Origin of the sequence: Paenibacillus sp. MMS20-IR301 (assembly GCF_032302195.1) — a bacterium.
GTDB lineage: Bacteria > Bacillota > Bacilli > Paenibacillales > Paenibacillaceae > Paenibacillus_AQ.
Genome location: NZ_CP135275.1, coordinates 320,703 through 346,606, shown reverse-complemented (window position 1 = coordinate 346,606; position 25,904 = coordinate 320,703). Strand labels below are relative to the sequence as shown.

Below are 25,904 nucleotides of genomic sequence, written 5' to 3'. Positions count from 1 at the left end.
TGCCAGTTTCCGCCGGTCCGCTTCTATCGTGTTTTGCAATGCCTTTACCTCCATTCTTATGCATAGTTTGTATTTCACTGCTGCCGGGACGTATGTTAAGGTTTACATTTTTACATCCACGCCCCTCATTTCATTTACAATTTACCAAACACATCATCAACAGTCAATACATTTTGTAAAAATATATTTGTACATTTGACAATAAAATTATCATTAAATGCTCTATATAGTTGTGAAAAAATCAAAAAAACTGCTTCCATCAGTAAAAAAGCAATATTCACGCTAGAAATATTCATCTCTATGCCTTTACCAAGAAGACGCCAACCTATTCCCGCTTCAAAAATGTAAACATAATTGTGCATTTGTAAAAATAACATTGCTATTTTGGCGAAACTATTATACATTTAAGGGAGTACAACGATAAGAGACTGAGGTGAGCTTACAGATATGGCACGGGGAAAAGTAACGATCCAGGATATCGCTGATGCACTCGGGATCTCCAGAAACACAGCCTCCAAAGCCTTGAACGGAACGGAAGGCCTGCCTGAAGAGACCAGGAGCAAGGTGATCAAGAAGGCTATTGAGTTAAAGTATAAACAATTTTCTCTGATAGAGCCGGACCCGGTTCCTCCGAAGAGTTCACGGAATATCGCCTTATTAACGGAGAATCTTCCGAATACCTCACACTTTGGATCGGCTCTGATCAGCGGCCTGGAGAAGCGGATCAGTGCGGAGGGATATAATTTATCCATACATATTATCCGGGAGATTGACCAGAAGGCATTGACGCTGCCGAATAATTTCGACGTCGCCAATGTGGACGGGATTATCTGCATTGAGCTGTTTAACCTGGCCTACAGCCAGCTGATTACAAGCCTTGCGGTACCGACTATTTTCATCGACTGCTCTGCACATATCTGTTATCCCGATTTCCGGGCGGATATTTTATTAATGGAGAATGAGCACAGCACGTATCAGCTTACCAGCAAGCTAATTGAGGGCGGTTACACAACTTTGGGGTTCATCGGGGATTATAATCATTGCCGGAGCTTTAACGAACGGTGGACCGGCTTCAACCGGGCGCTGCATGAGGCAGGCATCCGGCTGAATCCGGACCAGTGTGTGCTCGATAAAGATGATACTTTCTTTGCCGGTCCCGGCTGGGCGGAAGAGAAATTAACCGGCATGGCGGAGCTTCCGTCCGCCTTTGTGTGCGCGAACGATTACATTGCGGTCAATTTCATGAAATCCCTGAAGAATCTGGGTTATTCCATTCCCGGTCAGCTTGTCGTCTGCGGCTTCGATAACAGCCCGGAATCAAGCATTATTGAGCCGCATCTGACCACTGTCCACATCTACAGCATCGAGATGGGCGTCAAAGCTGCAGAAATGCTGCTGTCACGGATCCAGACACCGGAACAGCCCTTCCAGGTCTCGCATATCTACACAGCGCCGATTATCAGGGAATCCACGCCGGGCATCATTTAATTACATTGACACGCAGATTACCACGGGAGTGTCCGGCCTTCATAATCAATGAGGGTCAGCCCCTCCCCGGTATAATCTGGCGCCAGCCGCTCATCCACCAGCCTAAGAATATGCCCGGCAGATTCATCCGGTGTCAGGCTGCCCGACACATCCAGCTTACCCTGCATATAAGTCTGTACATGGCCGGGATGAATGACCATGACCTTGCCGCCTTGCGGTGATATCTGGTTATGAATCAGCTGGGACTGCATATTGAGAGCAGCCTTGGACATGCAGTAGGCGTACCAGGAATTACGCCAGCAGCTCCCGATGCTGCCCGCCTCGGAGGAGATGTTGACGATCATCTTGCTGCCACTTGCCATAACGGGCCCGATCAGTCCGTTTGACATCCGCAGCGAACCCAGCGCATTCACGCGGAATACCCGGTCCATTTCTTCAAAGTCCAGCTCATCCTCCACCGTAGCCTGCATATCCCCCAGGATTGCCCCGTTATTAATCAGGATATCCAGCCGGTCCGTAGCTGCCGCAACCGCTTCCAGTGCCTTGCCTACACTATCCGCATCGCTGATATCGAGCGGAAGCACCCGCAGCCGTTCTGCACTGGCCTCCTCCAGCAGCTTCAGCTCTTCCCCGCTTCCGGCATAATGTCCGGCAAACACAGAATATCCCCGTTCAAGCAGTCCCTTTACCAGGCTGAGTCCGACTCCCCGGTCAGCTCCGGTTACTAATGCCCACTTCATCGCAGCGCCTCCTTATCATATTTGTCTACTTCATTGTAGGCCATGTATTCAAAACCAGATATATACGGATGGCCGTAATTTATAGCATAATGGCTGATTTCCTGCACTACCTGAGGCCTTCGTTCTTTTAACAAGTGTACATTATCCATCTATTGTTCTGCTGCCGAGGTATCCTGACACCCGTGAGTGTCGTTCCAAGCTGCTTAGTCGCTTTTTCACCCTTATCCGCACTTTCTCACTTTGCATAAATGCCTATACAATAAAAAACGTTTCCCGCGCCAAAAAAGGCTGTCCCGCAAGCCTTGAACCGGCTCTTGGAAACAGCCCTTCAGTGGTAAGTGATTATGCTCACCTGACGCTTATCAGGAATACCGGGCCGCAACCCCGGCGAGTTCTGCGAACCGCTCAGCTGATAGATCCGCTTGCCCAAGCTCGTAGACCCTGCCCAGCAAACCATATTTCACCGAGCCGTACCGGTGGTATTTCAGCAGCTCGTGGCGGATGCCCAGGCTGGCGACGAATCCGGCAATCTCCGCAATGTCTCCGGCCGTGTCGTTGAACCCGGGAATGACCGGGGTGCGGACTACGATCCGGCCGGGCTCGAACGAACGGCTCAGGCGTTCCAGATTGTCTTTGATCAAATGCGGAGCTACCCCGGTAAACTTACGGTGAGCCTGCTCGTTAAGTGACTTCAAATCATAATGGATCATATCCAGGCCGGGCAGCAGCCTGCTGAAATGGCTCCAGGGAGTGTGGCCGCAGGTTTCCATTGCGGTGTGGATCCGCCGCCGCTTCGCTCCGGCCAGCAGAGCTTCAGCGAATCCGATCTGGGCAGTAGCCTCCCCTCCGCTGAGCGTCAGGCCGCCGCCGGATCTTGCATAGAACATACTGTCCTGTTCGGCAATCTTCAGCACCTCGTCCACCGTCATCAGACGTCCGTACACATCAATGGCTTGGGCCGGACAGGCGGCCGCGCAATCCAGACAGCCTTCGGCACAGCTTCCGCGGTTCATCTCCACCTTCCCGCTGTCCCGATTCACTGAGATAGCGCCGTGTCCACAGGCCGCAAGACAGAAGCCGCAGGCTGCAGCACCGATACATTTGCCTGCATCATAATACATTTCCCGGGCAGACAGCCATGATTCCGGATTGCTGCACCACTTGCAGCGCAGCGGACATCCCTTCATGAACACTACGGTACGGATGCCCGGACCGTCATGCACTGAATATCTTTGAATATTGAAGATATTGCCTTGAACCGGCTGATGCACCATTCCCATTCTCCATTCCTGCCCATTCCTGCCCCGGCTGCTCCTTGGTTCTCGCATCAGATTGCCGTATGCCCGGTTCTCCGGATCAGATCATTCTGCAGATCCTCTGAGAGATCTGTGAAATAAGCGCTGTAGCCGGCGATCCGCACCAGCAGATTACGGTATTGCTCCGGGTCGCGCTGCGCGTCCAGCAGCGTCTGCCTGTTAATAATGTTGAACTGCAGATGCCAGAGGCGCAAATCGCTCCAGGTCCGGATGAAAGAGACGAGCTTAAAGCTTCCCTCTTCTCCTTCAATAACAGAAGGCGTAAGTTTAATATTGAGCAGTCTCGCGGCTCTTTCCCGGTAGTTGTAGTTCTTGGAGTAGTAGTTGGAGAGCAGGACAGCCGTTGGTCCGTTAATGTCTGCGCCGTGCGAGGCGGAGGAGCCGTCTGCAAGCGGAGAGTAGGCTTTGCGGCCGTTAGGGGTAGCTGAGACAACCTTGCCGAACGGAACATGGGACGTAAACGGAACGTACCGGAGATCCAGGTTCACTCCAAGCTCCTTCGAGTACGCGCGGGTGAATTTCAGGGCTTCTTCATCCAGCTCCTTAGCAATCGAATCCGCATAATCATCGTTGTTACCGTAACTTGGCGCATGGGCCAGCACCTGCCGGACCGCCTCATAACCTTCAAAATCATGGTCCAGCGCCTCTATGAGCCGGGTCATCGAAATCCTTTTATCCTCGAAGACTACTTTTTTAATGGCAGCCAGAGAATCGATTACCGTACCGTAGCCGATAAATTCGAAATAGCCAAGGTCAATTCCGCCCTCGATATGCGGTTCATGGATATCCTTATAATTCTGGAGGCACAGCTTATGCATGGAGGAGCTTAACGGAGCGGCAAAATGACTGCTGCGCAGCCGGATAATCGCGTGCTGCTGGATGAACGCATGCTTCAGGAAATACTTCTGCTGGGCTTTATAGGCAGCAAAGAACTGTTCCCACGAAAGGAAGCTGGCCGCTTCACCCGTCTCAAGCCCGAGCGTCTCGCCGGGATAACGCAGCATTTGCCCGTTGCGCAGCGTCATCTCAACGGCAGCGGCAAAATTGATGTAAGCGCACGGACTCGTATACGTGTCCCGGTTGGGCATCCGGCATTCTGCACAGCCTGATACCGCATAATCATAGGCTTCCTCGAAGGTCGCCCCCTTGGCCAGCAGCAGCGGCACTACCTCTTCGTCATTGATCAGCTTGGGGAAACCCGAGCCTTCCTTGATTGTCTCCGCCACCTCATACAAGTAGCGTTCCGGTGCCCTTGTATGGATCCGGGCTGCCAGATCGGGATAGTTCAAAGGAAATTCCCGTTTGGACTGAAGCATCAGATAAGTGAGCTCATTGGTCGCATCCAGCCCGCCCGGCGTCTGTCCGCCGACCGTTACCGCTTCCCAGTGCGCATACCCTTCGTTAAAGGCACCGCCCGTCGGCGAGATGTAAAGATCGAGGAACTGGGCCATCGCATTCCATACACATTCCAGCAGTTCGATAACCTGTTCATCGTTAATCCGTCCCAGCTCAGAATCCTTCCGGTAGAACGGATACAGATACTGGTCCATCCTTCCATTCGAAATGACCGTCCCTGTCTTCTGTTCCAGCCTGGAGAACATCTGGACGAACCATTGCGACTGTACCGCTTCATGGAAGCTGCGGGGCGGATGCTCCGGCACATGCGAGCAGATAGCAGCAATTCTCCGCAGCTCGGCCTGGCGCGCAGGATCAGCTTCGCTTAGCGCCAGACTGGCAGCAAGCGCAGAATGCCGGTTCGCCCACAGTACGATGGCGTCCGATACATTCACTATAGCCTGCAGGAAGGGCAGCTTCTCCATGTTGTCAACCGGACTGTACGGGTCGAGCTGCCCGATCTCCCGCAGCGCCTCCTCCTTGATCCCCTTATAGCCAATGCGCAGCACCTTCTCATAATCATGCACCCACTGGATGGATGACCGGAAGGATGCCGTTTCGTTGACGATGAATCTGGATTTCAGCGGGTCTTCCGGATCATAGGTCACCTTCAGCGTATCGGCGGGCAGTGCGGCCGCAAGCGCCTCATGAAAGGTCCGGCCTTTCCAGTACGGTGAAATCTCGTTCACAATAATATCAGCATCTTCAGCAGTCAGATCAAACGGAGACTGGCCGCGGCCGGGCAGCTCTCTGATTACAGTATCCAGATAGTCACCATCGAGCTCCGGATAGAGGATGCCGTACCGCCCTGTGCGCCCGCCCCGTCCCGCAATCAGCTGTTCGTCGTCTATATAGACGGTGATATGCTCTGCAATATGGAGGAGTGCCTTGGACCATCTCAGAATCAGGGCTTCCCCTTCGGTCTGCCTGAAGGATTCGGTAAACAGGCGGGCCCGCTCCACATCAATTTTGGGACGCTGGTTCTGAAACGAATGGAGAATCCGGACCGCCCGCTCATGCCCGGGAAGGGTCCGCTCTCCGGGCGCGAGAAGAAGTCTTTGTTCCTGCGCCGACAATACCGGTTGAACCGTCATAAGATCTCCCCCAACTAAATCCTAACTAAACCAGTAGGATTTGTTAAATTATGTGATCCATCGTAAAGCGGCTAAGTTTATTTTGTCAATAAAATTAATTAAAACGTCCGGGAAGGTTCACAATTACAGCTTTCTTCTGCGGGTCAGATTAATCCGGAAAGCATAATTATCTGCACGGTAAATGCTTTTCTCATATTCCAGCGGATTCCCGTCATGATCCAGCACCAGCCGTTTGGACAGCAGCGCGCAGCTTGGTTCGGCAGTCATGCCCAGCAGCTTCTTCTCTTCCGCAGCCGGAATAATAGCGGCTATCGTCTGCTGTGCTTCCCACAGATTAAGACCCAGCTCCGTTTCCAGCACATCGTAGGTGGACACATTGCTTAGATCCAGCAAGGCCAGCTTCTCCCCGATCTCAGGAGGATAATATTGTGTCTCCAGCACAACCGGTGTATCATTCGCCAGGCGCAGCCGGATGGTCTCGTACAGCTGCGGGACCCCGAAGATTGCCGCTGCATCCTGCGGCGCTTCCACAATTCCCTGCTTCAGCACCCGGATATCGGGGGTCAGTCCGCGCTCGCCGATAATGTCATAGAATGTGCTCAGATTGCCCAGCCATTCTTCAATCGGCCGTACAGCTACGAATGTACCAAGGCCCTGCCGGGACTCAAGCATGCCGTCATCAATCAGGGTGCGGATCGCCCGGCGGACCGTTGCCCGGCTTACAGAATATTTATCCATCAGTACATGCTCAGCCGGGATTTTCTCAGTGTAGTTGCCTTTAAATATATCGTTCCGGAGTAAATTCCTTACTTGTAAATGCAAAGGAATTGAATTATTTCTGTCGAGCACTACACCTATCATCCTCTCTGTCCTATAATAATTCCAAGTAAACATATGCGATTATATATTATAGCATTGTCTGGTTGTCCGTACAACCTGTTGACAGGTTGAATTTCGGTGTGGTAATTTATGTATCAACCAATCTTATACAGCTGATCAGACCACTGAAGGCTAAGCTGCGCTCCTTTCCGGGGAGACGTAACTTAGCCTTTATTATGTTTATTTGGAGGCCAAGGAATGAAACAGACATTGACCGGTGTACCTCAAGCAGCTGAACTGGCAGAGCTTCACCGCGAGCATCTGTGGCTGCATCTCACCAATCACAGGCTCTATGAAACACAGGAGCCGCCGATTATGGCTGAAGGTAAAGGCTACATGCTGAAGGATATACAGGGAAGGGAGTTCGTGGACGGCTTGTCCGGAGGCGTATGGGTTGTCAATGTGGGACACGGCAGAGAGAGCATTGCGGATGCCGTGAGCAGGCAACTTAAGACATTACCCTATTATGCCGGTTCTATGGCCACCCCGCCTTACATTATGCTGGCCGCGAAGCTTGCCTCCCTGCTGCCTTCGCTGCCTAAGGTCTATCTCTCGAACAGCGGCTCCGAAGCGAATGAGAAAGCGTTCAAGATGGTGCGGCAATACTTCGCCGTGAAGTCACCCGGTAAGAAGAAATACAAGATTATATACCGGAACCGCGATTATCACGGCACCACCCTGGCTGCGCTGGCCAGCAGCGGGCAGCAGGAACGGAAGGCGGATTTCGGTCCGCTGCCGGAAGGCTTCGCCGAGATTCCCCATGCCCTGTGTTACCGCTGTCCCTTCGGCAAAAGCTATCCCGGCTGCAATATCGACTGTGCACGCGCCCTTGAACAGGTGATACAGCAGGAAGGCGAGGATTCGGTGGCCGCAGTCATTCTGGAGCCGGTAACCGCCGGCGGCGGGATCATCCCTCCGGTTCCGGAGTATTACCCGGTGCTGCAGGAAATCTGCAGACGTTACGGTGTCCTGCTGATTCTGGATGAGGTTGTTACCGGCTTCGGCAGAACTGGGGCGTTGTTCGGGCACCAGCATTACGATGTAGAGCCCGATATCATCACCTTGGCCAAAGGTCTGGCAAGCGGCTATATGCCGATCTCGGCCACGCTTGCACGGAAAGAAATCTTCAGCCAGTTCCTGGCCGGACCGGAGGAGCCGGACGGCTTCTTCCGCGACATCAGTACCTTCGGCGGCTGCGCGGGCAGCTCGGTGGCGGCACTGGAGAACATCCGGATTATTGAAGAGGAGCGCCTCGCGGAGAATAGTGCTGTCATGGGTGCTTATCTGCTGGAGTGCCTGAGGGAGCTTGAGGTGCTGCCTATTGTCGGCAACATCCGCGGGCAGGGTTTACTGGCTGGCGTTGAACTGGTGGAGGATAAACGCTCCAAGGTGCCGCTGCCTGAGAACCGGCTCGCGCAAGTTGTTGCCGCTGCCCGGGAAGAAGGCGTAATTATCGGCAGGATGACGCGCAGTGTGCCGGGCTATAACAACGTGCTGTACATGGCGCCTCCGCTTATCATTGATAAATACGGAATCGACAGAATCACCGGGGCGCTGGGGAAGGCTCTCCGCAGACAACTGTAGCTCTCATTAAGGGGGCAGTCATGCTTCCATACTGCCCGGGAAAGGAGTCATCCGGTGGAGAAGCTTGCAAATTTACGCCGCTGGGCCCGCAGACTAGTAAAGGCTGAGCGGCTGTTAACCATAAGTACTATTCTTATTCTGCTTCTGTTATGGTTCGCTCTCACAGAGCTTAAGCTCGTGCCTGAAATTCTCGTCCCTTCTCCTAACAGAGTATTTACAAGCTTCATTCATATTCTGCAGGAAGGGTACAAGGATAATAGCCTGCTGACACATCTTAGAGACAGCATGATGCGGCTGTTAAGCTCCTTCGTGCTGGTCATCCTGACCGCTATCCCCCTCGGGCTGCTAAGCGGTTATAACTCTAAAGTCCGCGCCATCATGTATCCGCTTGTTGAATTTTACCGTCCGCTTCCGCCGCTCGCCTATTATACCCTGCTCGTGCTGTGGATGGGCATTGAGGATTCCTCCAAGATTGCCCTGCTGTATCTGGCCGGCTTTGCCCCTGTATTTATTGCCTGCGAGTCGGGCGTGCGTAAGCTGAAGCAGGATTATATTGACGGCGCTTATACCCTTGGGGCTGACAGCCGGCAGATCTTCTTCCATGTTGTGTTTCCCGCCTGTCTGCCGGATATATTCATCGGCCTCAGAACAGCCGTCGGTGTCTCCTATACGACACTGGTTGCGGCTGAAATGGTCGCGGCAGTAACCGGTATCGGCTGGATGGTACTCGATGCCAGCAAATTTTTGCGGAGCGATATTATTTTCGTAGGGATTATCATTATGGGCATTACCGGAATGTGGATTGACGCCGGACTGCGGGCCATTGAACGCAAAGCGGTTCCGTGGAAGGGCAAAGAATAGATAGGGGAGGAATCATTTTGAAAAAGAAGCTTAGACTGCTGCTCACTGGCGGGGTGGCCCTTGCACTCTGCGTTCAGCTTGCCGCATGCGGGAACAGCAAGGAGGCTGACGGCGCAGCCAAACCGGAGTCCGTCACCATCGGATACCAGGACATTCCGAATGATGAAGTTGTCGCCAGGGCCAAGGAATGGTATGAGGATGAACTGGGTGTACCGGTAAATTTCAAGAAATTCGATTCCGGCCGGGATGTGAACACTGCCTTTGCCTCGAGTAGCATTGATATCGGACTGATGGGCAGCACGCCGGCATCCGTAGGCATTGCAACCGGTCTTGCCTATGAGGTGTTCTGGATTCACGATGTCATAGGTCCCGCCGAATCACTTGCCGTCAGGAACAGTGCAGGAGTGAGCTCCCTCAAGGAACTGGCCGGCAAGAAGGTAGCCGTTCCCTTCAGCTCTACGGCACACTACAGTCTGCTGAACGCACTGGAGCTTGCAGGTGTGAATCTGGCGGATGTGCAGATTCTGGATCTGCAGCCGAATGATATTTTTGCCGCCTGGCAAAGAGGCGATATCGATGCCGCTTACGTATGGAATCCGGTGCTGGGTGAACTGCTGAAGGATGGCACAGTACTGACTGACAGCGGCAAGTTAGCCGAACAAGGCATAGTCACTGCCGATGTCGGAGTGGTCAGCAAAGCTTTTGCCGGTAAGTACCCGGACATTGTCGCCAAGTATATCAAGGTTCAGCAAAAGGCCTACGACCTGTACACCAGAAGTCCTGATGAAGCCGGCGAAGCGCTTGCTAAAGGTCTTAATATCAGCAAAGAGGAAGCGCTGAAACAAACAGGCGATCTCATCTGGCTGCCTGCCGGTGAGCAGCTGTCGGCCAAATATTTCGGCCCGGGTGACAGCAAAGGGGATTTGGCCAGTATTCTGAAGGCGACCGCCGACTTCCTCGTGGAGCAGAAGGCACTCGAACAGGCGCCGGACCTTGAGGCCTTCAAACAGGGGATCAACTCCGAATATATTGAGCGGGCACTGAAATAAGGACAGGAGGCTGTACTGTATGCCGATAGCCGGACAGATCACCTCCCGGGAGAACCCGGACGCCATTATCTCTGTAGAGAATGTATCTCTCGCCTACGGGCAGGGCAGCGCTGCAAATGTGCTTGAGGATATTGACATCAAGCTGCATGAAGGTGAATTCGTATGCCTTCTGGGCCCGTCCGGCTGCGGGAAAAGTACACTGCTCAAAATTATAGCCGGCTTGATTGCTCCAACCGGAGGCACTGCTGTAATGGACGGGGAAGAGATCAAAGGACCGGATTGGCATCGCGGAGTGGTATTTCAGCAGCCCCCGCTCTACTCCTGGCTGAGCACCAGGGAGAATGTCAGATTCGGACTGAAAATGCGGAAAATTCCGAAGCCGGAGAGTTTGAGACTCGCTGACGAGTACCTGCGCAAGGTTGGATTGCTGGACTATGCCGGACATAAGCCTTATGAGCTGTCCGGAGGCATGAAGCAGCGTGTAGCCATTGCCCGGGCTCTCGTTAACAATCCGCGTGTGCTGCTGATGGATGAGCCGTTTGGTGCACTGGATGCCCTGACCCGCGAAGACATGCAGCTGCTGCTGCGGAACATATGGCGGGAGACGGGCTGTACAATTCTGTTCATTACCCACGATGTGGATGAAGCCCTCTCGCTTGGAACCCGAGTGCTGGTGATGTCCCGAAGCCCCGGCCGGATTCTGCAGGAGTTCACCCCCCCGTTCACCTACGGCATTACGGGAGGAGAGTCCGGCAATACCCGCTATACACCTGAATTTCACAGACTGCGGGAGGAGATTCTCGGGCTGATTAATAAGCAGAAGCTGCCTTCCTTAAGCACCTGATGAGGACAGGTCCGGGTGATCATTCAGCCTATCCTTAAACCAAGTATTCCAATACACAATTATTTAATTTGAGGAGGTCTCTTAGTGAAGATATTCTGGTTTATTCCCACCTATGGAGATGGCCGGTATTTGGGAACAGAAACCGGCAGCAGGGCGGCCACGCCGGGGTATTACCGGCAAATCGCCGCTGCTGCCGATGATCTCGGTTATGAGGGCGTGCTGATTCCTACGGGAAGAGGCTGCGAGGATGCCTGGGTCATAGCGTCTTCGCTGCTTCCCTTAACCCGGAGGCTGAAATTCCTGGTCGCGATCCGCCCGGATCTCATGTCGCCCACGCTCGCAGCACGGATGGCCGCAACCTTCGACCGCAGCTCCGGAGGCCGCCTGCTCCTGAACGTGGTTACCGGGGGCGACCCGGAGGAGCTTCAGGGGGATGGCGTCTTTCTGAGCCATGACGAACGTTACGAACGGGCGGATGAATTCCTTACCGTCTGGCGGAAGGCCATCCGGCAGGAGGAGGTTACCTTCTCGGGCAAGCATATTCAGGTGAGCAAAGCCAAGGTGCTGCAGCCAGCGGTCCAGTCGCCTTACCCTCCGCTGTATTTCGGAGGCTCCTCTGACGCGGCGCTGAGAACGGCAGCGAGGCATATTGACGTATACCTTACCTGGGGGGAGCCGCCAGAACAGGTCAAAGCCAAAATCGCCGCCGTCCGGCGGCTTGCCGAGCTGGAAGGCCGGACCGTCCGCTTCGGCATCCGGCTGCATGTCATTGTCCGCGAGACCCGGGAGGAAGCCTGGCAAGCGGCGGAACGCCTGATCTCCCATCTGGATGAGGATACTATTGCAGCAGCCCAGCAGGTGTTCAACAAGATGGATTCCGTCGGACAGAAGAGAATGGCAGAGCTCCATGGCGGAGACCGCTCGCAGCTTACAATCAGCCCGGACCTGTGGGCAGGCATCGGCCTCGTCCGCGGCGGAGCCGGCACAGCACTGGTCGGAGACCCTGAGACGGTGGCGCTGCGGATGCGCGAATATGCAGCACTCGGCATTGAGACCTTCGTGTTCTCCGGGTATCCCCACCTGGAGGAGGCCTATCGTGTAGCCGAGCTGCTCTTCCCGCTGCTGCCGCTGGACGGCCTTGACACCCGGCAGGATCAGGCTGCCCGCGGAGAAGCGGTAGCCTTGGGGAACTCTGTACGCTCACAGCCTGCCGGGAACTCCGAACCGTCCGGATATCATTGAAGGAGGTACATTCATGAACAGTCACATCCTGCAGATCAGCGGTCTGCACAAAGCCTTCACCGTCCCCCAGGGACAGGTGCAGGCCCTGCATAATATCAGCCTATCTGTCAGTGAAGGCGAATTCGTCACCATTATCGGCCCCAGCGGCTGCGGCAAGAGCACCCTGCTCAAGATCATCGCCGGGCTGGATAACGCCTATGAAGGCAGAATTCTGCTGAACGGCCAGCCTATTCTGGGGCCCAGCATAGAGAAAGGCTTTATTTTTCAGGAGCCCCGCCTGTTCCCCTGGCTGACTGTGCAGAAAAATATTGCCGGCAATCTTTCCTTGAAGGACCCTAAGATCCGTCGCCGTGTGGAGGAACTCATCGGGCTGGTCCGGCTGAAAGGGTTCGAACAGGCTTACCCCCGGGAGCTCTCGGGCGGGATGGCCCAGCGTGTCGCCATCGCCCGTGCACTCCTGCGCGGCCCCAAGGTGCTGCTGCTGGATGAGCCCTTCGGCGCGCTGGATGCATTCACCCGTTCCCACATGCAGGAGGTGCTGCTGGATATCTGGCAGAAGGACAAAACGACGATGCTGCTGGTCACCCATGACCTGGATGAGGCGGTCTTCCTCGGGGAACGTGTAGTTGTAATGAATGCCCGGCCCGGGCAGATCCAGAGTCTCCAGCATATAGAGCTGCCCCATCCCCGCCGGAAAGCCAGTACAGCCTTTGAGCAGTACCGCCGGACCGTACTCAACGAATTTGAGAAAGTGGAAGAAACAAGAACAGCCAGTCTTTAGCAGACCGCAAACCGGATTGAAGATAATCTAAGGAGGATTTACGCAATGAAACTATTTAGTAAAAGCACAGCCTGGATGGCATTAACCGCTTTGACACTTCTGGTGTCTGGCTGCGGCAGCAACGGAGCCACGGCATCCAATACTGCGGATAAAACCGCTGCGGCCACTGAAGCACCTGCGGCGGCGGCAACGGCAGCCCCTGCACCTGCCGCTAAGGATTACGGCGGATTGACCTTGACGATCGGCATCCAGCCCGGACCCGGCGCCTACTCGCTGGCCCGCAGCAAGGGCTGGTTCGAGGAGGAATTCGATAAGGTCGGCGTGAAGGTGGACTGGGCGGAGTTCCAGAGCGGTCCGCCGATGACGGAAGCCATTGCCGCCGGGCGCCTCGATTTCGCCGGCCTTGGCAATCTGCCGGTGGTCACTGCCCAGGCAGCGGATATCGGCTTCACTGAAATCGCCAATATCATCGACGGCAAGAATAATGTAGCCATCATCGTTCCGGAGGACAGCACGATCACCACAGTTGAACAGCTGAAGGGCAAGAAGGTTGCCGTGGCCAAAGGCAGCAATGCGTTCAACTTCCTGTACCGCGGTCTGGATAAAGCCGGGCTTAAGCCTTCCGACCTGGAGATCATCCAGCTGCAGCCTAATGAAGCGCAGCCCGCTTTTGAAACCGGGGGAGTGGATGCATGGGCAACCTGGGACCCCTACATTACAACGAATGTGCTGACCGGCAAAGCAAAGGTTCTGACAGACGGTGAAGCCTTGGGCGTCTTATCCCCTTCCTTCCTGATTGCAAGAACCAAGCTTGCCGAGGAGCATCCGGAATTAATCACCTCGTTCCTGAAGGTGTATGAGCAGGCCCGTGTCTGGGAGGACCAGCATCTGGAGGAAGCCACTGCGGCGTATGCAGAGCAGTTCCAGGTGGATGCGGCTGTAATCAAGGCGCTGCGTGACCGCGTAACCCCGATTAACCTGCCGATCAGTGACGAGGTCATTGCCCAGCAGCAGGAAACCGCGGACTTCCAGCTGGAGCAGAAAACGATCCGCAAGCAAATTGATGTCTCCAAGGTGGTAGATAACCAGTTTATCGAGCAGGCCATTAAGGATGCCGCCGCTGAGCCGAAATCCTGAGGTGGACACTATGCAGAGCATCCGGCTGGAGGAAAGGGTGGCACTCCCTGCCGCCGCAGGCAAGAGAAGGCCCGGTGACAGGCAAGGCAAGCGGAAGACCACTTTCAAAGGACTGCTGCTGCCTGCACTGACTCTTGTAATCTGGGAAATTGCCGGAACGGCTGGAGGGATCAGTCCTACCGTTCTGCCCACTCCCCACGTTATTGCATTGGAATTCTATCATCTTGCCGGGTCGGGGGAGCTCCTCTACCATCTGCGGATATCTTTATGGCGCTCGCTGCTCGGCTTCCTGCTGGGAGGGTCTTTGGGGCTGGCCCTTGGACTGTGGTCCGGCTTCTCCCGGCTGGCAGAGAAACAGCTGGACCCGTCCATTCAGATGCTGCGGACCGTCCCCCATCTGGCCATCACGCCATTATTCATTCTCTGGTTCGGCTTCGGGGAAGAATCCAAGATTCTATTGATTGCACTAGGCGCCTTTTTCCCGGTGTATGTAAATACCTTTCTCGGTATCCGGTCAGTGGACGAGAAGCTGTTTGAAGTGGCAAAGGTACTGCAGTTTAACCGCCGGAGTCTGATTGCGAAGCTAATCCTGCCGGCCGCTCTGCCAAATATCCTGCTGGGCATCCGCCTGTCACTTGGCGCGGCGTGGCTTGGACTGGTAGTGGCCGAGATGATGGGCTCAAGCGAAGGGGTAGGTTATCTGATTATGGATGCAAGGTATTTCTCGATCACCTCGCTGGTTTTTGTAGGCATCCTGATCTTCGCCATCGTCGGGAAACTGACGGATTCGCTGGTCAAGCTGCTGGAGAAGCGGCTGCTCCGCTGGCGGGACAGCTATCTGGGGGAGAATCTATGAACATGATTAGAAAAACAAGCGTGAAACCGGCGCGGTCCGCGAGACTGCCGGATGCGCTGCAGGCCTGGATCTTTCCGCTGGCTCTGCTGCTGCTGTGGCAGACTGCGGGAGCCACCGGCCTGATCTCCCCTTCGCTGCTGCCGGCGCCGTGGGAGATCGGGAAGGAATTCATCCGGCTGGCGGGAAACGGCAAGCTGTGGATACACCTGGAAGCCAGCATCATCCGGGCCGCTGCCGGCTTCGCTCTCGGCGGATCACTCGCGCTGATCATCGGGCTGGCTTCCGGACTGTCCAGACTGGTGGAGGAGCTGCTCGATCCTTCCCTGCAAATGATGCGGACGGTTCCGCTCTTATCGGTCATTCCGCTGTTTATTCTCTGGTTCGGGGTGGGCCAGCTGTCGCAGGTGCTGCTCATTGCACTCGGGTCCTTTTTCCCCTTATATGTCAATACCTTCGCAGGTGTCCGGGGAGTTGACCGCAAGCTGCATGAGGTAGCCCGGGTCCTCCAGTATTCCCGGCTGCAGCAGATCCTCCGCCTCATCATTCCAGCCGCACTGCCTAACATTCTGCTGGGGTTCCGCCTGTCCCTGGGCATAGCCTGGCTCTGTCTGGTAGTAGCCGAGCTGATGGGGGCCAGCTCCGGTATCGGCTACATGATTGCCGAAGCACGCCAGTATTCGCAAACCGCGGCCGTATTTGTCGGCATCGGCATCTTCGCGGCTGTCGGCAAGCTGTCCGACTCGCTGGTGCGGCTGCTTGAAGCAAGGCTGCTGCACTGGAGGGAGGCCTATAAAGGCTGATGCTGCCGGCAAGCTTGTACAATCACAAGGTTATATAGAAGAATTTATTCCATAAAAGAAAGGCGGGTGCCCCTATGGCATATCCGGAACAGATCTATATTAACGGCATAGTCCTGACTTTTGATCAGGAAGGAACCACTGCGGAAGCAATAGCCGTGCGAGGAGAGCGTATAGCTGCAGTGGGCAGCACGGCGGAGCTTCTGGAGCTGGCAGGACCGGAAACGGCAGTCATCGATCTCCAGGGAAAGACAGTCTTGCCCGGGTTCTATGAAGCGCATGGTCATTTCCCGCTAAGCGGAATTCTGGAGGTACAGTCTGCTGCACTGTGGAGTCCGCCGCGCGGCACCATCACCAGTATTGCCGGGCTGCTTGCGGCACTGAAAGAAAAGGCTGCGGCCATTCCGGCCGGGGGCTGGGTAACCGGCTTCGGCTATGATCCTTCCAAGCTTGCGGAGAAGCGGCATCCCAGCCGCTATGAGCTGGATCAGGCTTTCCCTGAGCATCCGGTATGGCTGTCCCATAACTCGGCGCATATGGGTGTGGCGAACAGCAGGGCACTGGCCATTGCCGGAATTACGCAGGATTCCCCTGCCCCGGCCATTGGTGTTATCCAGCGTGATCCCGACGGGGAGCCTACAGGCTTAATCCAGGAAAATGGCGCATTAATCGAAGCCTATATTCCCCCGTTATCTGCGGAGCAGCATGCGGAGGGGATCAGGCTGGCGAATGCCGAATACCTCTCGCAAGGCATCACCACTGCTATTATCGCGGTAGGCATTGACCCGGAACCGCTTGTAGCGGCCCGCAGCCGCGGGCTGCTGGAGCTCCGGCTGATCAATATCCCGTTATTTCATCCGGAGCAGGCTCCGCTGAAGGACGCGTATGACTATGGTTCAGTCAAATCTCAAGGCGCTAAGCTGTTTCAGGACGGCTCCATCCAAGGATACACCGGCTGGCTCACCAACCCGTATCACACCCCATTCTCCGAGGATGATCCGCTGTACCGGGGATTTCCTATGCTGGAAAGAGAGGAGCTGGCAGAAGCCGTACTCGCTGCTCACTCCGCCGGGCGCCAGGTAGTCATCCATGCCAACGGGGACGCAGCCATCGATGATGTGCTGTATGCCATCGGCGAAGCCCAGCGGCAGCTGCCGCGGCCGGACGCACGCCATAGAATTGAGCATGCCCAGTCCGTACGGGAGGATCAGCTGGACCGGATCAAGGAACTAGGGATCACCCCTTCCTTCTTCAACGATCATGTCTATTATTTCGGCGATAACCACCGTGACATCTATCTGGGTGAAGACCGGGCCCGCCGGATCAGCCCGCTCCGCTCAGCCGTAGACAGGGGCATCCGTTTCTCGCTGCATAATGATACACCGATCACCCCGCCCTCTCCGCTCCATCTCGTATCCGTCGCCGTTAACCGGCTGACATCCAGCGGCCGGGAACTGGGCCCGGAATACCGGATCACGCCTTATCAGGCGCTGCGCGCCGTCACGATCGATGCCGCCTGGCAGGCATTCGAGGAGCAAGACAAAGGCTCTATTGAGCCCGGCAAGCTGGCTGACCTGGTCGTTCTCGCCGATAATCCGCTGACTGCTGATCCCCTGGAGCTTCATAAGATTCCTGTTCTCCGGACGATTATCGGCGGCCGTCAGGTGTATGTCCAGGCGGAATCAGCTATAGCTTCACAGCAGTAGTTACAGATTACAGCAGCAGAATCTTACAGAGAAAGGCAGTGTTCACCTATGGCACAATTTCAGTTTCCTGTTACCGGCACAGCAAAGCAGGAGGTTCTGGAGCAGCTGCAGGCCCTGCGGGGGGAGGATGCCAATTGGCGTGAGGGCCGCACCTGGAGCCTGGTTTACTACGGAGGTGAAGAAATTGCTGATTTGACCAGACAGGCGTACCAGTTATTCTCCCAGGAGAACGGCCTCAACCCAGGGGCCTTCCCTTCCCTGCGGCAAATGGAGACGGAAGTGGTGTCCATGACGGCGGATTTGCTGGGCGGCAGTCCGGGAACAGCCGGGAATATGACCTCAGGGGGCACGGAAAGTATTCTGATGGCGGTCAAAACAGCAAGGGACCATGCCCGGGCCACCCGCCCGGAAATCAGCCAGCCGGAGCTGCTTCTTCCCGTTACCGCCCATCCGGCCTTCTCCAAAGCGGCAGCTTATTTCGATATCAAGCCTGTATATATCCCGTTAACAGAGGAATACCGGGCAGATGTATCTGCTGCCCGGCAGCTGATTAACGAAAATACGATTCTGCTGGCCGGCTCCGCCCCGGCCTATCCGCATGGTGTGATCGACCCCATTGCAGAACTGGCGGCGCTTGCACTCCGTCATCAGCTTCCCTTTCATGTGGATGCCTGCCTCGGGGGATTCATGCTGCCCTTCCTGAAGGACACCGGTGAGCCTATACCGGATTTTGACTTCCGCGTACCCGGCGTAACCTCGATGTCAGCCGATCTCCATAAATACGGCTATGCCGCCAAAGGGGCCTCTGTCGTTCTGTACCGTGAAGACGAATACCGCCAGCATCAGTTCTATGTCCGCAGCGACTGGCCCGGCGGACTATTTGCTTCCCCGACGATGGCAGGCACACGGCCGGGTGGAGCGATTGCGGCGGCATGGGCTGTGCTGCGCGCACTCGGCCGGGACGGTTACAGCCGTCTCGCGGACACCACGCTGCAGATTACCCGCAGGCTTCAGGCTGCCCTTGCTTCAGTACCGGAACTGTACATCCTGGGCAATCCCCGGATGAGTGTCTTCGCCGTCGGCTCAGAAGTACTAAACCTGTATGCGGTCGCCGACGAGCTTGAGCGCCGGGGCTGGCATATGGACCGCCAGCATCTGCCCCCAAGCCTGCACTTCATGGTCACTCCGGCGCACAGGGAGAGCGTCGATATCTTCATTATTGATCTCCATCAGGCAATTGAACAGGTACAGCGGCATCCGGAAGCCTATACAGCAGGCTCCACAGCGATGTACGGCATGGTAGGCAGCCTGCCGGACCCCGCCCTGGCTCACGGGTTCATGCGGGACTATCTAAGCTCCATGACCCGCAGACGCCAAGAAACAGAATGAGGGAGTGTACATGAATGCTGCGTTGGAATACTAAGCTGCTCTACGGTTCCGGTGAAACCGTAAATGTGATTACGATTACGGTAATTGGCATGTACTACCTGTTTTTCCTGACGGATTATGCGGGGCTGTCACCGGCACTCGCCGGAGCCGTCTTTATGATCGGCCGGATATGGGATGCGTTCATAGACCCCGTTATGGGGATTATTACCGACCGGACCCGGACCAGATGGGGACGGAGAAGACCCTTCCTTCTGCTGTCTGCAGTTCCGGTGGGCCTGTTTTTCTACCTCATGTGGAGTGATCCCGGAGCCGGCTCCGTCACACTGAATGCCGTATATTTTACTGCAACCTATATGCTGTTCATGACCACATTGACACTCTATTACGTGCCTTATCTTAGCCTGGTGGCCGAGTTGACTGATGATTATGACGAGCGCACCAGCGTCAACAACTACCGGATTATCGTGCAGCTCCTTATGGGATTAGTCGCTGCCGTCATTCCCAAAATGATTGCCGACAGCTATGCTGATCCCTTCCAGGGCTACAGAATCATGGCGCTTACAGCCGGCCTGTTCATTATCCTCATTCCGCTGCTGCTGTTCTTCCGGACCCGGGAACGCGAACGCGGAAGTGCCGTTGACAAGGTGGATACACCCCGCTTCGGGTCCGAAATCCGGCTTGCACTGGGTAGCAGGGCCTTCCGCCTTCTTCTGCTGCTCTATGTCGGATGCTATGCGGCGTCCAATGTCATAGAAGGCTTCGTTATCTATTACATGAAATATTGGCTGCACCGGGAAGAGGAAATGTCTTATCTGCTGGTAACCGTTATACTGGCCGGCGTTCTTACCCTTCCGCTCTGGACGAAAGTATCCCGGGCAGCAGGCAAGAAGATAACCATCATCTCCGGGCTGCTCCTCTGGGCCGTCAGCCAGCTGGCCTGGATACTCTTGACTCCTGATTCACCAGCCTATCTTGTATATCTTATTGGCGCAATTGTAGGTACCGGTTACGGGGTTGCGCATGTGATCCCCTGGTCCATGCTTCCTGACGTATTAGATGCGGATGAACTCCGGACAGGCTTGCGGCGTGAGGGACTGTATTCCGGTATCATGACGTTCTTCATGAAGACATCCAATTCACTCGCTATCTTCCTGATCGGGATTCTGCTTGAAGCCTCCGGTTATGTCCCTAATCAAATCCAGGAAGGGCCCGCCCGGTGGACCATCCGGACCACGATGACGTTCGCACCTGAGCTTTTCATTATTACCGGATTAATTGCAGCCTTCCTCTACCCGCTGGGGAAAGAGGATTATAAAAGAAACCGTGAGCAGCTGCTTGATAAACGTGAAGCATCGCTGAACCTCTAAGGAAGAGTACGCTCCTACTGATAAGACGCAGCCGGAATAAGCTGCTGCAGCCGGACCAGCACCGCCGCGGCCTGCTCACGCACCAGCACCTGCTCCGGTTCGAAACGGCCGCTGCTGCCGGTCATGATCTCATGCTCATACACCGCTTGAACCGCCTGGCGGCTTGCCGCCGGCAACCCGGCCACATCCGCGAGCTTCATACGCTCAGTACTGCCATAGGTGGACAGCTGAGCAGCCTGGACTACCATCACTGCGGCTTCTTCCCGCGTAATGCCGCGGTCCGGCTCGAACCTGCCGGAAGAGGAGCTGATGATGCCCAGCTCTGCCGCCTTGGCAACAGTGCCGCTGTACCATTTGCCTGCAGGAACATCCTTGAAGCCGGAGGCCGCCTTTCCGTCAGGGAATTCATGCATGAGGCGCATCAGCAGGGTCAGAAATTCGGCCCGGGTCAGCTTTTGCTTCGGTGCAAGCACATTCCCGCCGGCACTCACGCCTTGAATATATCCGCTGCTCAGCGCCACAGAGATATCATTCCGTGCCCAGGCAGAGACTTTAGCGGAATCAGTAAATCTGGCCAGATCCGGAGAAGCGATATGCAGGGCAAACGTACGCTTGGCCAGCGCCGGAGCACCGTCTTTGCGGTATTTAGTCACCTGCACAGGATAGACACCGGGCTTCATTCCGGCAAAAGACACCTTTCCGGCACTATCAGCTACAACACTTTTCCCCTGGAGTGTTACGGTGACTCCAAAGGCCGGAAGGCCGCCCAGAGACCTGTTCGATCTCGTTACACGCAGCGAAAAAGGTAAGCCCGCATAGGCTGAACCTCCGGTATTCTGCTGGCCATACTGGTCCTTCCATTCCACGGCTATCCGGTCCGGCAGCTCTGTGTCATCGGCATAATAGACCAGCAGCTGATCACCGTCGCCTACCGTCAGCCTGGATGATATATTCTCGGGGTACAGCCAGGAGCTCCCGCCGCTGTACACGGCAAGCTTCCATTCACCGCGTCCGCTGTATCTTCCGTTCTGAATCCCTTCAATCGCTGTGAACGCAGGCTTCGCCGTATCTGCATTCAGCTTATATGCCAGCCCCCTCGACTGTAAAAAAGCTGCGGCTGCCTTCACGGCATCACCGCCTGCTATCCGCCCGCCGGCAAGCGTGCCGCCGGGACCTTCTATCTGAATCGCAGCTAGCACCGGACCGGCATGATGCAGGCCGCTGTACAGTAATCCTTCCTGCTTGGATAACAGCTTATAAGAAGTCAGGGCAAGATAGGCGTTCACCGTAGCTGTACGGTCACTTCCTCCGCCTGCCGCTTGTGAGAAGCTGCCGTCTGCAAGCTTAGCGGCCAGCAAATGATCCAGCAGTGAGGTGCCGCCCGCTTGCGCGAATTCGGCCGCATCCAGCCCCAGTGAGGATAAACCGGTGATCACCTGCGCCGTAGTCCCGGTCTTGCCGTCAAAACCGCCGTTTGGCTGCTGCTTGTCCCTCAGCCATTGCACAGCCTTACGGACAGGCTCCTCCGTGAGCTCCGATCCCGCTACCGGACCCAGTGCAGTGAGTACCCGGGCTGTAGAAGCCGGATCTCCGGTACTCTGCCCGGCTGCAGGCCAGCTGCCGTCCGCCAGCTGCGTCTTGAGCAGCTGGTAGAGAATCATATCGGGATAGCGGTCCGTCCGCTCATAAGTATTGAACGCAGAATTATTCGTAGTCATATAAGCAGCAGCGGCAACAGCAGCTCCTTCGGAATCAATTCCGGCATGATTCATCAGCAGCGGATACAGGTCAATGCCGGCGATGTTATTCATGTTGCCGCCGGCAGCACCATAAGCAAGCGCTGTCCGGGTCAGCTCTGCTGCCATGGCGAACTTGCCCCGCTGCTCCAGAATCCGGTCGGCGATTCCCTCCAGATACCCCTTAGGCAGACTGCGCCCGTTCTTGAAGAAGCCTGCGGCCGCTTCATCCGGAAACGGCTGTAACGCCAGCAGCGCTTGCTCCGCCCCATCAAGCAGCCGCTGCATTTCCGCAGTGAAGCTTGCAGTCGCCTTCGGCCCCGCAGACGGCTCCGCCATTGCCCTTGCATCCAGCATTAGCAGGATTATACATAATACGATTAGCGTAGTCTTTTGCAATAACCTGTTCGTTAGTGCTGCTCCCATATACATTACCCCCAGTATAGTTTGCCAGTCTTATAGGGTTAGACGCATGTAACTGGGATTTTGTTCCTCACCTGGAGCCTTACTCCGAGATCAAGGCATACATGCTGATCCGCCGGATCCGGTTAGCCACCAGCATGGATACCACATAGGAAACAGAAATGAGTACAAGGCATAGCAGCAGCATCGATACGGTGTGCTCTCGCATGAAGTCCCGGCAGTCCTGTACATTCGTCACGAACGCTGTCTGCACATTAAACAGATTGAAGTATTCAGATGTGGTCTCTGCCAGCTCCACTTCATCGTCCACGATCAGGCAGTCATAGTTCATCGCTGTCTCCTGTCTTCTGCAATCCTAATTTGCCTATATTCTAGCACAAAGTAAGGAACCGGGAAGTGCTCTCCAGAAGAAGGTTTTGTGAGCGGCAAGCATCTTGCTGTAGATTCCTCCATGGCCGAGGCGTGGGATTGCCAATTCGGACGCAAGGTGAGTAATCACTCACTTTTTTGTTGACATTCCAGCCGGCAGATGTTAAAAAGAATACAGGCGAGTGAGTGATTACTTACTCACAAGCGGTATGAATCAAAAAATCTGGGGCCGGGCAGCGGCCGGAAGTCCAAAAATCACCGCAGCCGCGGCTAATCCCTTTATAGAAAGTAGTGAATCCAACTGACCCATAACAAGTTGTTCGATGACATTCTAGCCTCGCAACCGGCCAAGCGAACGGCTAAGCAGCAGCGGATTGTAGAAGCCGCCATTCAGTTATTTGCCGAGAAAGGTTATGCCAACACCTCAACTGCTGAAATCGCTAAAACTGCCGAGGTATCCGAAGCCAGCATTTTTAAGCAATATGGGACGAAGGCTAACTTATTATTGGCGCTGATCGTACCGTATATTAAAGAGTTTTTTCCGGCCATTGCACAGGAGACCTTTGAAATGGTCACGAGCACTGCAGGTCCCACCTTCGAGGGATTCTTACGGGAGCTGCTGAAGAACCGGATCGCTTTCATTATGGAGAACAAGGAGATTTTTCAGGTCTTAATCAAGGAAATTCTGTATAAGGAGGATTTGAAAGCCGAGCTGATTCCTTATGTAACTGACATTGTGAAATCGCGCGTGGAAGGTTCCATTGAGCTATTTAAGGAAAAAGGTGAGCTGATTGATATCCCCACTGACAGAATTCTGCGGCTGCTGTACACCTTTATCGGCGGATTTATTGCTTCGCGGTTCGTACTGCTCAATATGGAAGCCATCAGCGCTGAGGAAATTGAAGATGCGGTCTTGTTTGTAATGGACGGCCTTCGCAAATCATAAGGAGTGATTCATCATGAATATTTTTAAAAATAAACTGGCAGTACTCTCACCTATTATTGCCCTGCTCATTGTATTTATTTTCTCGCTGACCTTATTTCCCTCCGTTAAAGTCCAGCCCAAGAACCTGCCGATCGCCATAGTGAACGAGGACCAAGGCATTGAAATTCCGGATCAGGCTAAGATGAATTTCGGACAGACAATTATAGACAACATCCAAAAGGCTTCTGTTCCAGGGGCCGGGGAAGAACCCGCTGTGAAGTGGGTGCCGGTGGACAGTCTTGAACGGGTACAACAAGGATTAAATGACCAGGAGTATTACGCAGCTCTGGTCATCCCGGCAGATTTCAGTACGAAGCAAGCTTCTCTAAGCAGTGCAGCGCCCGCTTCACCGGAAATTCAAATCCTCATTAATCAGGGCATGAATATGGCTGCCTCCACTGCGGCCGGGCAGATTCTGAACGGTGTCGTAGATAACATCAACGCCAACGTCCGTACTCAGATCCTTGCCGGCTTCAAGGCCCAAGGTGGAACGCTGACCGTAGAGCAGGCTGCCGGCCTGGCAACACCTATTATTAAGCAGGTGGCTAATGTTAACGAGACCGGTACGAGCAGCGCCAACGGGAACTCTCCAATCTCCCTATTCCAGCCGTTATGGATGGCCAGCCTGGCTAGTGCGGCAATCCTTTTCCTGGCCGCCCGCAAGACGAAGACCGGCTCGCGTAAAGAGGCTCTTCAAGTCAAGCTGCTCCAGATCATTATTGGCGCTGTCGTTGCGCTGGCAGCAGGCTTCGGATTATCCTGGCTCGCCGGTCATATGGTTGGGATTCATATTCCGGCCTTTATGGACACCGCACTGTTCTTATCGGTTGCCTGCTTCAGCTTCTTCCTGATGATCACAGCCGTAATGTCGCTGGTCGGTATGGGCGGCATCGCCCTCTTCACCTTAATGCTGTTCTTCGGCGCGCCGCTGCTGGCCCTGGCTCCAGAAATGATGTCCTCCTTCTACCGGGACTGGATACATCCATGGCTGCCTATGCGGTTTATGGTCGACGGCCTGCGGAAGATCTTCTTCTTCGGGGAAGGGCTTAGCTGGAATGCTTCATTGTCAGCCCTGATCTGGATCGGACTTGGCGGCATGCTGGTGATTCTGGTTTCTGTATTGAAGCCTCGAGCTGCCCGTGACACATACGATCTGGAAGTTTAAAAGATGTTCTCAGGCGATCTGATCTTTTACCCTCTGCAGGGAGCCGGAATAGTGAATGCCCAGGAAGTTCATGAATTTCAGGGAGAAGCGCAGAAGTATTTCAAAGTGTTCATTCCCTTGAGTAAACTAGAGATTCTTATCCCGCATCACAAAGCAGCTGAACTAGGCATCCGTCCACTGTCAACGCTGGATGTTCTGGACCGGTCGCGCGCCCGTTTTTTTGATCCCAGCCTGCCCTTGCCTGCTGATCCTGCTCAGCGCCGGAACTTGCTGCAAGCCAAACTAACAACCGGAGCCCTTACCGATGAAGTAGAGCTCATCCGGGACTTAGTCTGTGCGGATAAAGATACGATACGCTTCTCCCGCCATGACCGGTATATGCTGCAGACCGCCTGCCGGATGCTGATTAGTGAACTGATGGTTGCCGAGGACATCTCCTATGAGTTTGCGAGGCAAATCGTGGAGGAGGATATTGAGATCAGGGTCAGCGGGGATGAACGGTATTATTACAGGTATGTATAGCCGGTACGTAACTAAACCCGCATGAGGACACTCTTCTTCCGGAGAGTCCTTCATGCGGGTATTCGTCAATCCTTCAGCCGGCGCTGAATTGCCTTTATCACTGATACCCAGCAGATGTACAAGCTGACTGCTTGACATATAATTCAGCACTTTGAATGCCGGATAATCATCCGTCAAGA

Annotated in this window: 23 protein-coding genes; 16 read left to right on the top strand and 7 right to left on the bottom strand. The window is 54.9% G+C overall.

Annotated features, from left to right (window positions below; translation table 11 throughout):
* Nucleotides 1–134: 134 nt before the first annotated feature.
* The gene (locus LOS79_RS01500) at nt 135–404 is read right to left on the bottom strand and encodes a hypothetical protein (RefSeq protein WP_315415772.1); all 270 of its coding nucleotides are present in this window, start codon (nt 402–404) and stop codon (nt 135–137) included.
* 43 nt (nt 405–447) lie between these two features.
* On the opposite strand from LOS79_RS01500, the gene LOS79_RS01495 reads away from it, so the two are divergent.
* The gene (locus LOS79_RS01495) at nt 448–1,488 is read left to right on the top strand and encodes a LacI family DNA-binding transcriptional regulator (RefSeq protein WP_315415770.1); all 1,041 of its coding nucleotides are present in this window, start codon (nt 448–450) and stop codon (nt 1,486–1,488) included.
* Nucleotides 1,489–1,505: 17 nt separating this feature from the next.
* Here LOS79_RS01495 and LOS79_RS01490 read toward each other — a convergent pair whose 3' ends face one another.
* The 4 genes from LOS79_RS01490 to LOS79_RS01475 all read right to left on the bottom strand — a co-directional run bounded on the left by LOS79_RS01490 (nt 1,506) and on the right by LOS79_RS01475 (nt 6,894).
* Nucleotides 1,506–2,228 (bottom strand): SDR family oxidoreductase, encoded by a 723-nt coding sequence (locus tag LOS79_RS01490; protein ID WP_315415768.1) that lies wholly within the window; start codon nt 2,226–2,228, stop codon nt 1,506–1,508.
* A 362-nt stretch (nt 2,229–2,590) separates the two neighbouring features.
* A complete protein-coding gene (locus LOS79_RS01485) occupies nt 2,591–3,556 on the bottom strand; it encodes a glycyl-radical enzyme activating protein (protein WP_315415766.1) in 966 nt (321 codons plus the stop codon).
* Nucleotides 3,556–6,033 (bottom strand): (2S)-3-sulfopropanediol dehydratase, encoded by a 2,478-nt coding sequence (locus LOS79_RS01480; RefSeq protein WP_315415764.1) that lies wholly within the window; start codon nt 6,031–6,033, stop codon nt 3,556–3,558. Before LOS79_RS01480 ends, LOS79_RS01485 begins: the two co-directional genes overlap by 1 nt.
* 123 nt (nt 6,034–6,156) lie before the next feature.
* Entirely contained in the window at nt 6,157–6,894 is a 738-nt protein-coding gene (locus LOS79_RS01475; protein WP_315415761.1) for a GntR family transcriptional regulator, read from the bottom strand.
* Between the two features lie 216 nt (nt 6,895–7,110).
* Here LOS79_RS01475 and LOS79_RS01470 point away from each other — a divergent pair, with 216 nt between their 5' ends.
* From LOS79_RS01470 to LOS79_RS01415, 12 genes are all read left to right on the top strand, one after another.
* A complete protein-coding gene (locus LOS79_RS01470) occupies nt 7,111–8,496 on the top strand; it encodes an aminotransferase family protein (RefSeq protein ID WP_315415759.1) in 1,386 nt (461 codons plus the stop codon).
* A gap of 54 nt (nt 8,497–8,550) precedes the next feature.
* The gene (locus tag LOS79_RS01465; protein ID WP_315415757.1) at nt 8,551–9,357 is read left to right on the top strand and encodes an ABC transporter permease; all 807 of its coding nucleotides are present in this window, start codon (nt 8,551–8,553) and stop codon (nt 9,355–9,357) included.
* A gap of 17 nt (nt 9,358–9,374) precedes the next feature.
* The gene (locus LOS79_RS01460) at nt 9,375–10,406 is read left to right on the top strand and encodes a taurine ABC transporter substrate-binding protein (RefSeq protein ID WP_315415755.1); all 1,032 of its coding nucleotides are present in this window, start codon (nt 9,375–9,377) and stop codon (nt 10,404–10,406) included.
* A gap of 19 nt (nt 10,407–10,425) precedes the next feature.
* Nucleotides 10,426–11,250 carry an ABC transporter ATP-binding protein gene (locus tag LOS79_RS01455; RefSeq protein ID WP_315415753.1) on the top strand — a complete coding sequence of 275 codons (825 nt, stop codon included), beginning with the start codon at nt 10,426–10,428 and terminating at the stop codon, nt 11,248–11,250.
* A gap of 84 nt (nt 11,251–11,334) precedes the next feature.
* The gene (gene ssuD / locus LOS79_RS01450; protein WP_315415752.1) at nt 11,335–12,492 is read left to right on the top strand and encodes an FMNH2-dependent alkanesulfonate monooxygenase; all 1,158 of its coding nucleotides are present in this window, start codon (nt 11,335–11,337) and stop codon (nt 12,490–12,492) included.
* Nucleotides 12,493–12,505: 13 nt separating this feature from the next.
* Nucleotides 12,506–13,273, top strand: coding sequence for an ABC transporter ATP-binding protein (locus LOS79_RS01445; RefSeq protein ID WP_315415750.1), 768 nt, complete (start codon nt 12,506–12,508; stop codon nt 13,271–13,273).
* Between the two features lie 45 nt (nt 13,274–13,318).
* Entirely contained in the window at nt 13,319–14,410 is a 1,092-nt protein-coding gene (locus LOS79_RS01440; RefSeq protein ID WP_315415748.1) for an aliphatic sulfonate ABC transporter substrate-binding protein, read from the top strand.
* 10 nt (nt 14,411–14,420) lie between these two features.
* Nucleotides 14,421–15,266 (top strand): ABC transporter permease, encoded by an 846-nt coding sequence (locus LOS79_RS01435; RefSeq protein WP_315415746.1) that lies wholly within the window; start codon nt 14,421–14,423, stop codon nt 15,264–15,266.
* A 2-nt stretch (nt 15,267–15,268) separates the two neighbouring features.
* On the top strand, nt 15,269–16,066 hold the full coding sequence (locus LOS79_RS01430; RefSeq protein ID WP_315415744.1) for an ABC transporter permease: 798 nt from the start codon (nt 15,269–15,271) through the stop codon (nt 16,064–16,066).
* A 74-nt stretch (nt 16,067–16,140) separates the two neighbouring features.
* The gene (locus LOS79_RS01425) at nt 16,141–17,769 is read left to right on the top strand and encodes an amidohydrolase (RefSeq protein ID WP_315415742.1); all 1,629 of its coding nucleotides are present in this window, start codon (nt 16,141–16,143) and stop codon (nt 17,767–17,769) included.
* Between the two features lie 48 nt (nt 17,770–17,817).
* Entirely contained in the window at nt 17,818–19,158 is a 1,341-nt protein-coding gene (locus LOS79_RS01420) for a pyridoxal phosphate-dependent decarboxylase family protein (protein WP_315415739.1), read from the top strand.
* 14 nt (nt 19,159–19,172) lie between these two features.
* The gene (locus LOS79_RS01415) at nt 19,173–20,525 is read left to right on the top strand and encodes an MFS transporter (protein WP_315415737.1); all 1,353 of its coding nucleotides are present in this window, start codon (nt 19,173–19,175) and stop codon (nt 20,523–20,525) included.
* A 14-nt stretch (nt 20,526–20,539) separates the two neighbouring features.
* Here LOS79_RS01415 and LOS79_RS01410 read toward each other — a convergent pair whose 3' ends face one another.
* The gene (locus LOS79_RS01410; protein WP_315415735.1) at nt 20,540–22,687 is read right to left on the bottom strand and encodes an S-layer homology domain-containing protein; all 2,148 of its coding nucleotides are present in this window, start codon (nt 22,685–22,687) and stop codon (nt 20,540–20,542) included.
* 79 nt (nt 22,688–22,766) lie between these two features.
* Nucleotides 22,767–23,015 (bottom strand): hypothetical protein, encoded by a 249-nt coding sequence (locus tag LOS79_RS01405; RefSeq protein ID WP_315415734.1) that lies wholly within the window; start codon nt 23,013–23,015, stop codon nt 22,767–22,769.
* A 354-nt stretch (nt 23,016–23,369) separates the two neighbouring features.
* Between LOS79_RS01405 and LOS79_RS01400 the strand changes: the two genes are divergently transcribed.
* Genes LOS79_RS01400 through LOS79_RS01390 form a run of 3 tightly spaced genes read left to right on the top strand, consistent with a single transcriptional unit; the run spans nt 23,370 to nt 25,725 of the window.
* On the top strand, nt 23,370–23,999 hold the full coding sequence (locus LOS79_RS01400) for a TetR/AcrR family transcriptional regulator (RefSeq protein ID WP_315415732.1): 630 nt from the start codon (nt 23,370–23,372) through the stop codon (nt 23,997–23,999).
* A gap of 19 nt (nt 24,000–24,018) precedes the next feature.
* On the top strand, nt 24,019–25,203 hold the full coding sequence (locus LOS79_RS01395) for a YhgE/Pip domain-containing protein (protein ID WP_315421917.1): 1,185 nt from the start codon (nt 24,019–24,021) through the stop codon (nt 25,201–25,203).
* 3 nt (nt 25,204–25,206) lie between these two features.
* A complete protein-coding gene (locus LOS79_RS01390) occupies nt 25,207–25,725 on the top strand; it encodes a CarD family transcriptional regulator (protein ID WP_315415730.1) in 519 nt (172 codons plus the stop codon).
* Nucleotides 25,726–25,904 lie beyond the last annotated feature (179 nt).